6 protein-coding genes are annotated in these 5,839 nt (G+C 46.3%); 2 read left to right on the top strand and 4 right to left on the bottom strand.

What is annotated here, in order from left to right:
* Positions 1–34: 34 nt before the first annotated feature.
* The 3 genes from QUB14_RS27945 to QUB14_RS27955 all read right to left on the bottom strand — a co-directional run bounded on the left by QUB14_RS27945 (position 35) and on the right by QUB14_RS27955 (position 2,861).
* The gene (locus tag QUB14_RS27945; RefSeq protein WP_333221384.1) at positions 35–403 is read right to left on the bottom strand and encodes a hypothetical protein; all 369 of its coding nucleotides are present in this window, start codon (positions 401–403) and stop codon (positions 35–37) included.
* 58 nt (positions 404–461) lie between these two features.
* On the bottom strand, positions 462–1,196 hold the full coding sequence (locus QUB14_RS27950) for a response regulator transcription factor (RefSeq protein WP_333221386.1): 735 nt from the start codon (positions 1,194–1,196) through the stop codon (positions 462–464).
* 72 nt (positions 1,197–1,268) lie between these two features.
* Positions 1,269–2,861 (bottom strand): glucose-6-phosphate isomerase, encoded by a 1,593-nt coding sequence (locus QUB14_RS27955; protein WP_333221388.1) that lies wholly within the window; start codon positions 2,859–2,861, stop codon positions 1,269–1,271.
* A gap of 463 nt (positions 2,862–3,324) precedes the next feature.
* On the opposite strand from QUB14_RS27955, the gene dusB reads away from it, so the two are divergent.
* Together dusB and argF are read left to right on the top strand one after the other, a co-directional pair.
* Complete coding sequence (dusB, locus tag QUB14_RS27960) at positions 3,325–4,335, top strand: tRNA dihydrouridine synthase DusB (protein ID WP_333059203.1); 1,011 nt, start codon at positions 3,325–3,327, stop codon at positions 4,333–4,335.
* Between the two features lie 99 nt (positions 4,336–4,434).
* The gene (argF, locus tag QUB14_RS27965) at positions 4,435–5,355 is read left to right on the top strand and encodes an ornithine carbamoyltransferase (RefSeq protein ID WP_333221390.1); all 921 of its coding nucleotides are present in this window, start codon (positions 4,435–4,437) and stop codon (positions 5,353–5,355) included.
* Between the two features lie 155 nt (positions 5,356–5,510).
* Here argF and QUB14_RS27970 read toward each other — a convergent pair.
* The coding region (locus QUB14_RS27970; RefSeq protein WP_333221392.1) for a Uma2 family endonuclease at positions 5,511–5,839 on the bottom strand (329 nt) is incomplete at its 5' end.

The following is a 5,839-nucleotide window of genomic DNA, read 5'->3' on the forward strand; positions in this document are numbered from 1 at the left end:
CTCGATCGAATAAGGTTTCATTTTTTTCGCTTATCTACTCAATACAGTGTATCATATATACATGGAATCTGCTGTAAATGTCACTGCTTTGGGGATAAGCTATGAGGGCAAGTGCCAGAAAGGGGATTGCATACTTGCAAATGTCTAGAAAGCTGGAACAGGGCGTTTTTTTTTGAATTAACCAGATAATATATGTAACTGTTGCTATCAAGTAGGAACCGTTAATTAGAACTCGGATGAGGCTGAAACCGCTGGTAGGGAAATCGTTATAGTTGTCTCCACCCTGTAAAACGCTGTAATACTTGCTGATTCCCATTGATGTCATGGCAATACAGAAAATTATGGAAGCTGCTAATGCTGCTGCATATAGAATTTTCTGATTTTTTAAGTAATTGTTGACCATGATGTTATTTATTCAGCGTGGTAAGTGCAGGTAATTTTCTTGCCCAGAGCGTTGACGCTTATCTGACTAAATGGTGTTCCATCGCAAAGCGAACGAGTTCTGCTCGGTTGTTGCTGTCAGTTTTTCTGAACAAGCTGCTGACGTGCTTTTCGACAGTTCGAGGGCTCAGGTGGAGTCGGGAGCCTATTTGAATATTAGAAAGACCTTCTGTGAGCAAATCTAGCACTTCTTGCTCTCGCTGAGTCAAACTCGGAGCATTTTGGCTTGTGTATGCGCGTGAAGCGGAGCTATCCCGTAGGGAATCGTCGGTTTCTGACTTTTGAGTAAAAAAATCCGCTTCAGGCTGGCTGTTGGCTCTGCTGCGTGCCTCTGTTGGCGTCGGTTCTGGTTTTGGGGAATGAGACGGTGCCTGAGCGATTAGAGCGTAGCGATCGAGCAAAGAGCGAATTACCGCTGCCAATTCTTGGAGTTCAAAAGGCTTAGCCAGATAATTGTCACACCCCATCTGATAGCCGCGAATCCGTTCCTGCGTGCTCGTGCGTTCCGTCAAAAAAATCACCGGCAGCAAGCGGAAAGCGGGACGAGTCCGAACTCGCCGCACGAATTCGTAGCCATCCATCTCCGGCATTGTAATGTCGGTAACAATCAAGTGGGGCTGAAATTCCTCTACCAAACCTAAAGCTTCTTTGCCATTCTCAGCAGGGATTACAGAGTATCCGGTAATTTCCAGATAATCGGTAATCGACAAGCGAGTCGCGAAATCGTCGTCAGCAACCAGAATCGTCAAGGGCATGAGGGGAATTTAAAAATTAAACCTTAAAAATTAAAAGTGACTAATTTCACTTTTAATTTTTAATTCTACTGTTTAATTCTGTTTATAACTTGCAGTTAAACTAGCAGGCTGCCCTAATGTTCCCTCCAAAGCTACGCCGCGCCCGTTGGCTGCCAAATGCCGCAGAGTTTTGTAAATTGTCTCGATTTGCTCTGGTCTTCCTGCTTTTTTGGCTAGTTCTTCTACAGACAGAGGTGTTTGAGCGTCTTTGAGCACTTGCAGTACCCGCTGCTGTAACTCCAATACAGCAGCGGCAGCTTTTTTGCCTGCTTCGACGCCCGGTTGGTGATAGGCATTGACATTCACCAAAGAACCGTAAAAACCTACGGCTCTTTCGTAGAGGGCGATTAATGCTCCTACTGTCCGAGGGTTGACTTGGGGAATTGTGACAGTAATGGAATCTCGGTGATTTTCGTACAAGGCTTGTCTAGTTCCCTGCAACAAACCAGACAAATAATCTCCGGAAGTGACACCGGTTTCTACTTCAGGGGAAATGCCTTGCCTGTCTTCCAACACTTCGATAAATGTTAGGAAGAAATTCGGCACCCCGTCTCGCAGTTGCTGGACGTAGGCGTGTTGGTCGGTGCTGCCTTTGTTGCCGTAAACTGCGATTCCTTGATGAACTGTGTTGCCGTCTAAATCTTCTTGTTTGCCGATCGATTCCATGACTAATTGCTGCAAGTAGCGGCTGAACAATAGCAGGGAGTCTTTGTAAGGCAAAACTACCATGTCTTTTTCGCCGCGTCCGTTGCAAGCAAAATACCAACTCATGGCTAACAGGGCGGCGGGATTGTTTTTAATGTCGGGAATTCTGGTAGCTTCGTCCATCACTTTAGCGCCGTCGAGCATCGCCTGAATGTCGATGCCTTGCAAAGCTGCTGGCAAAAGTCCTACTGCTGACAGTTCCGAAGTGCGCCCTCCCACCCAGTCGGCCATCGGGAAGCTGCCAATCCAGCCTTCGGATTTGGCTAATTTGTCTAGTTTGCTGTCACATCCAGTGATGGCAACTGCCTGTTTGGCGAAGTCGAGTTTTTGGGCGGCGAAGGCTTTTTGAACTTCAATCATGCCGTTGCGGGGTTCGGGGGTGCCGCCGGATTTGGAGATTGTAATTACGAGGGTGCTGGCGAGTTTGTCTTTGATTTTGTTGAGAATTCGATCGATCCCCGCCGGGTCAGTGTTGTCGATAAAATGAATTGCTAGGGGCGGAATGTCTGGGGATAAAGCTTCGGCGACAAATTGGGGACCGAGGGCAGAACCACCGATGCCGATCGAAATTATGTCGGTAAATTGCGGAGCAAAGGGCGGTTTAATATCGCGGTTTTGAACTTTCTTGACAAATGTTTCGACTTGTGATATTCCTTCGACTATTTCTTGTTTTAATTCTGGAGTGGGAGCTAAATCGGGGTTTCGCAGCCAGTAGTGGCCCACCATGCGGTTTTCGTCGGGATTGGCGATCGCACCTGCTTCTAAAGCTGCCATGTCTTTGAAAGCTTTGTCAAATTTGGGCTTCAGTGCTGCTGCGAAAGCGTCGTCGAATCCCATGCGGCTGATATCGAGGTAAAGTCCCAATCCCTCGTGATAGTAAAGCCAGTCTTGATAGCGTTGCCAGAGTGCTGCGGCGTCCATAGGAATTCTCTACAATTTTTTTAATGTTCGATCGGGGTCGTCAGGAATCCACCAATTGTAGTTTAAAACGATCTGATGTACGGCTTTTGCAGAATCCCAATAAATTTAAGCATTAGTCGTCTGAAGGCAGCGGCAGCCGAAAGCAGCCAAACCATTCGGCAGAATTAAACAAGAAAAATATGACTTGGGCAACACTCTTAGTAGGTAGATCCCTCATTAATGATCACACCCCATAGATAGATCGAAGCGGCACAGAGATTTAACTGTGGTCGGGGTTGGCGTTTGGGCCCTGGTTTGACAATATTCAAATTCGGGCGATCGGGATGTGTAAAATAGGCATTGCGGTCAGGTTAAATATACTTTTAGCTGTCACTCAATAATCGTCTAAAAATATAGTTAACAACAGTCAACTATCTGAAGTGTAGTATAATATACAGATATTAGAATTAAAGTGCGATCGACTATGCTTGCTCTATCTCCCGAATTAAAAGAAAGGTTAGCAACTCCGCTCAAAATCGGCGATTTTGAAGTTAAAAGTCGCGTCCTGCAATCGCCCTTATCCGGCGTTACCGATTTGGTATTTCGCCGCCTGGTGCGCCGCTACGCGCCGGATTCGATGATGTACACGGAAATGGTGAACGCTACGGGTTTGCACTACGTGAAGCAACTGCCGAGAATTATGGAAGTTGACCCGAACGAGCGCCCGATTAGCATTCAATTGTTTGACTGCCGGCCGGATTTCTTGGCAGAAGCGGCCCAGAAAGCAGTGGCAGAAGGAGCGGATACTGTTGATATTAATATGGGCTGTCCGGTTAACAAAATTACTAAAAACGGCGGCGGTTCTTCCCTGCTGCGAGACCCGGAAACGGCCGAGGCAATTGTGCGGGCTGTTGTGGAAGCGGTAGATGTTCCTGTCACAGTTAAAACTAGGATCGGTTGGACTGACAAAGAAATTAATATTTTGGAATTTGCCAAGCGGATGGAAGATGCGGGAGCAAAAATGATTACCGTGCACGGCCGCACTCGATCGCAAGGTTACACCGGCCCGGCCAAATGGGAGTGGATTCGCCGAGTGAAAGAAGTTTTATCGATTCCAGTTATTGCTAACGGGGATATTTTTTCCGTGGAAGCAGCGATGCGATGTCTGGAAGAAACCGGCGCAGATGGAGTGATGTGTTCGCGGGGAACGTTGGGCTATCCTTTTTTGGTGGGAGAAGTTGATTATTTCTTGAAAACTGGTGTGGAAAAGATAGCTCCGACACCAATTGAACGCCTCGAATGTGCTAAGGAACATTTGCGGGCTTTGTGGGAATATAAAGGTGAAAGCGGTGTCTCCCAAGCGCGCAAGCACTTAACCTGGTATGCTAAGGGTTTCCCCGGCGCTGGGGAATTGCGGGGCGTGTTGGCTGTGGTAGAAACGGTTGAACAAGGTTGCGATTCGATCGATCGCGCGATCGAGCAATTGCCCGCATAAACCTTACCCGCAGATGTCAACTAGGGATTACAGAAACAAAACCCACCTCTGCGGGCTAAGATTTAAGACACAGTTAAAAATTTGTGTGTGGGGGAAAGCATGGACTCATTAAAAGGGCGAGATTTATTAAGTCTGGCAGATTTAAGCATAGATGAATTAAATTATTTGCTGGATCTAGCAGCCAGTTTAAAATCGGGAATGGTCAAGCTGAAACGCAATAAAGTTCTCGGCTTGTTATTTTCCAAAGCTTCAACGCGAACGCGGGTAAGTTTTACGGTAGCAATGTATAAATTGGGAGGGCAAGTGATTGACCTTAATCCCAACGTTACACAAGTCAGCCGCGGGGAACCTTTGGTAGATACAGCCCGGGTTTTAGACAGATATTTAGACATTTTGGCGATTCGGACTTTCGAGCAAAAGGACTTAGCTACTTTTGCCAATTATGCGAAAATTCCTGTGATAAATGCGCTGACAGATGACGAACACCCATGTCAAGTGCTGGCGGATTTAATGACAGTAAAAGAGTGTTTTGGCAAGCTAGAAGGATTGACCCTGACTTATTTTGGCGACGGTAACAACATGGCAAATTCGCTGATGTTGGGCTGTGCAATGACCGGGATAAATGTCAGAATTGCTTGTCCTGAAGATTTCGGTCCGAATATTGAGATTGTGGCAAAAGCTAAAGCAATTGCTGAGGGAAAAACAGAAGTTACTGTAACTGCTGATGCGGAAGCGGCTGCTAAGAATTCTCAAGTGATTTATACTGATGTTTGGGCGAGTATGGGACAGGAAGAGGAAGCAAAAATCAGGATTCCTATGTTTGAACCCTATCAGGTAAATGAACAATTGCTGAAGTTAGCAGATAAGAATGCAATTGTATTGCACTGTTTGCCCGCACACCGAGATGAAGAGATTACCGATGCAGTGATTGAAGGCAGTCAATCGCGCGTTTGGGATCAGGCAGAAAATCGGATGCACGCTCAGCAAGCTTTGCTCGCAAGCATTCTCGAAAGCGATTAGGAATAGAGAAGGGAAGAGAAGAATCCCCCGAATGAAGAATAAGAGAAAAGCCATTCTCTCTATCTCTTCTATTCTCTTTCTCTGCGCCCTCTGCGCCCTCTGCGGTTAATAAAAAAAACATAATTCACAAATCAAGACAATTGATACAACAGTTTTTAATTTGATACCAGAGGGGGCAACATTGCCTGAATTGCGATATTGAAAGCGGGAAATGCGATGGGTGAAATGCTCGCAGTTTCCCCAAGAATTACTTCGCTTTGATACCCATTTTCAGTAGGTTCTCGAAAAACGTGGAGTTGCCGATCGCCCACATTTAACACCCAATAATCGGCAATTCCCGATCGCGCGTAAATTTTGGCTTTAATTTCGCGATCGAAAGTTAAGCTGCTGTCTGCCACTTCGATAATTAGATAGGGCTTGCTGAATAATCGAGTGCATATTGCGTCGCGAAAGGTTTCGAGCGCGCGAGCGAGAATAAAGTGCA

Source organism: Microcoleus sp. B3-D2 (assembly GCF_036705345.1).
GTDB lineage: Bacteria > Cyanobacteriota > Cyanobacteriia > Cyanobacteriales > Microcoleaceae > Microcoleus.